3 protein-coding genes are annotated in these 3,127 nt (G+C 68.6%); all 3 read left to right on the top strand.

Annotation, left to right across the window (positions count from 1 at the left end; genetic code table 11):
- The first annotated feature begins 20 nt into the window (after positions 1-20).
- From HUK84_RS13515 to nuoE, 3 genes are read left to right on the top strand one after another with little or no spacing between them, the layout of a single operon-like run.
- Positions 21-680, top strand: a complete 660-nt coding sequence (locus HUK84_RS13515; protein WP_176640756.1) for an NADH-quinone oxidoreductase subunit B — start codon at positions 21-23, stop codon at positions 678-680.
- A 14-nt stretch (positions 681-694) separates the two neighbouring features.
- The gene (gene nuoC / locus HUK84_RS13510; protein ID WP_176640755.1) at positions 695-2,488 is read left to right on the top strand and encodes an NADH-quinone oxidoreductase subunit C/D; all 1,794 of its coding nucleotides are present in this window, start codon (positions 695-697) and stop codon (positions 2,486-2,488) included.
- Entirely contained in the window at positions 2,475-3,056 is a 582-nt protein-coding gene (nuoE, locus tag HUK84_RS13505; protein ID WP_176640754.1) for an NADH-quinone oxidoreductase subunit NuoE, read from the top strand. The genes nuoC and nuoE overlap by 14 nt, the downstream gene beginning before the upstream one ends.
- Positions 3,057-3,127: the final 71 nt, after the last annotated feature.

Below are 3,127 nucleotides of genomic sequence, written 5' to 3'. Positions count from 1 at the left end.
GCAGGCACGGGGGGCGTCTGATGCGCTGGTCCCTCACCCGGCCGGGCGACGCCCCGCCGTCCAACCCCGCCCCGCCCGGCCCCGACATGCCCAACCCCACAATGACCGAAACCGTGCGGCGCAACCTGGTCATGGGCCGCCTGCAGGATTTCGTCTCCTGGGGGCAGGCCCACTCGGTCTGGCCGTTCAATTTCGGCCTGTCCTGCTGCTATGTCGAAATGGCCACCGCCTTCACCAGCAAATACGACATCGCCCGCTTCGGGTCCGAGGTCCTGCGCGCCACCCCGCGCGAGGCCGACCTGATCGTCATCTCGGGCACGGTGTTCGTGAAGATGGCGCCCATCGTCAAATATCTCTACGACCAGATGCTCGAACCCCGCTGGGTCATCTCCATGGGCTCCTGCGCCAATTCGGGCGGGATGTACGATATCTACAGCGTGGTACAGGGGGTCGACAGCTTCCTGCCGGTCGATGTCTACGTCCCCGGCTGCCCACCCCGCCCCGACGCCCTGCTCGAAGGATTGATGCTGCTGCAGCAATCGATCGGCACCCAGCGCCGGCCGCTCAGTTGGATGGTCGGCCCGCAGGGGGTGGAACGCGTCACCCCGCCCAGCCTGCGCGACGCCAAACGCGCCGAACGCCGCGCCGCGCAGACCCTGCGCAGCCCCGACACGATCTGACGGGGAACGGTCCGATGGGCGTCGCCGACCTCGAACAGCGCACCGCACCGGCCGATTCCGTCACCATGCTCGCGCAACTCTCCGGCCTGCCGCCGCACATGCCGCGCCTGGCCGAAACGACGCGCGACGGCATCCCCACGCTCTGGATCGTCCCCCAGGACCTGCGCGCGATCGCAGCATTGCTGCGCCATCCCACCGCGCTGCGCATGCTGTTCGACCTCACGGCGATCGACGAGCGCCAGCGCACCCACCGCGCCGGCCTGCCCGATGCCGATTTCACCCTGGTCTATCATTTCATGGCCTTCGCCGGCGCGGGCGACGCGCTGCGCCTCAAGGTGCCGCTGTCCCAGGGCGCGCTGTCCCAAGGCGCGCCGTCGGCCCCGTCGATCGCCGATCTGTGGCCCAACGCCAACTGGTACGAACGCGAGGTCTGGGACCTGTTCGGCATCGCCTTCGACGGCCATCCCTTCCTGCGCCGCATCCTCACCCCGCCCACCTGGACCGGCCACCCGCTGCGCAAGGACCATTATGCCCGCGCGACGGAAATGCCGCCCTACAGCCTGACCGAAGAGCACGAAATGGCCGAACAGCAGGCCCTGCGCTTCGATCCCGGCGCCTGGGGCATGGCCCGCCACGCCGACAACACCGATTTCATGTTCCTCAATCTCGGCCCCAACCATCCCAGCGTGCACGGCGTCTTCCGCATCGTGCTGCAACTCGCGGGCGAACGCATCGTCGACGCGGTGCCCGATATCGGCTTCCACCATCGCGGGGCCGAGAAGATGGCCGAACGCCAGACCTGGCACGGCTTCATCCCCTATACCGACCGGGTCGACTACCTGGGCGGGGTCATGAATAATTTCCCCTACGTCATGGCGGTCGAACGGCTGGCCGGCATCGATGTCCCCCCACGGGCGCAGATGATGCGCGTCATGCTGGCCGAACTGTTCCGCATCGCCAGCCACCTGGTGTTCTACGGCACCATGTCGCAGGATGTCGGCCAGCTCTCGCCGGTCTTCTACATGTTCAGCGACCGCGAGCGGGTGTTCGAGATCATCGAGGCCATCTGCGGCTTCCGCATGCACCCCGCCTTCTTCCGCATCGGCGGGGTGGCGATGGACCTGCCGCGCGGCTGGGACGGGCTGATCCGCGACTTCCTCGCCTATCTGCCGCCCCGGCTGGACGAATACGAAAAACTGGTGATGCGCAACCCGATCTTCCGCGCCCGCACCGTCGGCGTCGGCGCCTACGACGTGGCCGAGGCCGTGTCCTGGGGCGTCACCGGCCCCGGCCTGCGCGCCTGCGGCCTGGAATGGGACCTGCGGCGCCAGGCCCCCTATGCCTGCTACGACCAGCTCGAATTCGACATCCCCACCGCGTCGAACGGCGATTGCTACGACCGCGTCCGCGTGCATATCGAGGAAATCCGCCAGAGTCTGCGCATCATCCGCCAATGCGTCGACCAGATGCCGGCGGGGCCGTACAAATCCGACCACCCGCTGACCACCCCGCCGGCCAGGGCGCGGACGATGCACGACATCGAAACCCTGATCCATCATTTCCTCAATGTCAGTTGGGGCCCGGTCATCCCGCCCGGCGAGGCCCAGGCCAGCGTCGAGGCCACCAAGGGGCTCAACGCCTATCACCTGCTCAGCGACGGCGGCACCATGTCCTACCGCACGCGCATCCGCACCCCCTCCTTCGCCCATCTGCAGATGATCCCGCTGATCAGCCGCGGCGCCATGATCGCCGATCTGATCGCGATCATCGGCAGCATCGATTTCGTGATGGCCGATGTCGACCGCTGACCCCGCCCTCCCGCCCGATCTACCGCCCGATCTGTCGCCCGACCTGCCGTCCGACCTGCGCGACGAAATCGCGGCGATGATGGCGGCGACCGACCACCCGCACGGCGTCACGGTCGGCGCGCTCACCGCCGTGCAGGCGCGCTTCGGCTGGGTCAGCGACGCCCATCTGGTCGAACTGGCGCGCCTCATCGGCGTATCGGCGGCCGAACTCGACGGGGTGGCGACCTATTTCAACCTGATCTTCCGCCGCCCGGTCGGCCGGCACGTCATCATGATGTGCGACAGCGTCTCCTGCTGGCTGATGGGCGCCGACGCGCTGCGCGCCCGGCTGTGCGACCGGCTGGGCATCCAGCCTGGCCAGACGACGCCGGACGGCGCGGCCACCCTGCTGCCCATCGTCTGCCTCGGCCATTGCGACCACGCCCCGGCCCTGCTGGTCGACCGCACCCTGCACGGCGACCTCGACGAATCCCGGATCGACGCGATCGCGGACGGCGTGCGGGCCAAGGAACAGGCCAGGGAAGAACAGGCCAGGGAACGCGGCACGGAACGGGGCAGGGAACCATGACCACCGCCGAACGCGACATGGCCCAGCGCCCCCTGACGGCGATGATCGGCCCCGGCGGCCCGCCGGACTGC

The sequence above is a fragment of the Nguyenibacter vanlangensis genome, assembly GCF_013376155.1.
Taxonomy (GTDB): domain Bacteria; phylum Pseudomonadota; class Alphaproteobacteria; order Acetobacterales; family Acetobacteraceae; genus Gluconacetobacter; species Gluconacetobacter vanlangensis.
The sequence above is the reverse complement of the archived record's forward strand: the minus strand, read 5'-3'. Positions and strand labels throughout refer to the sequence as shown.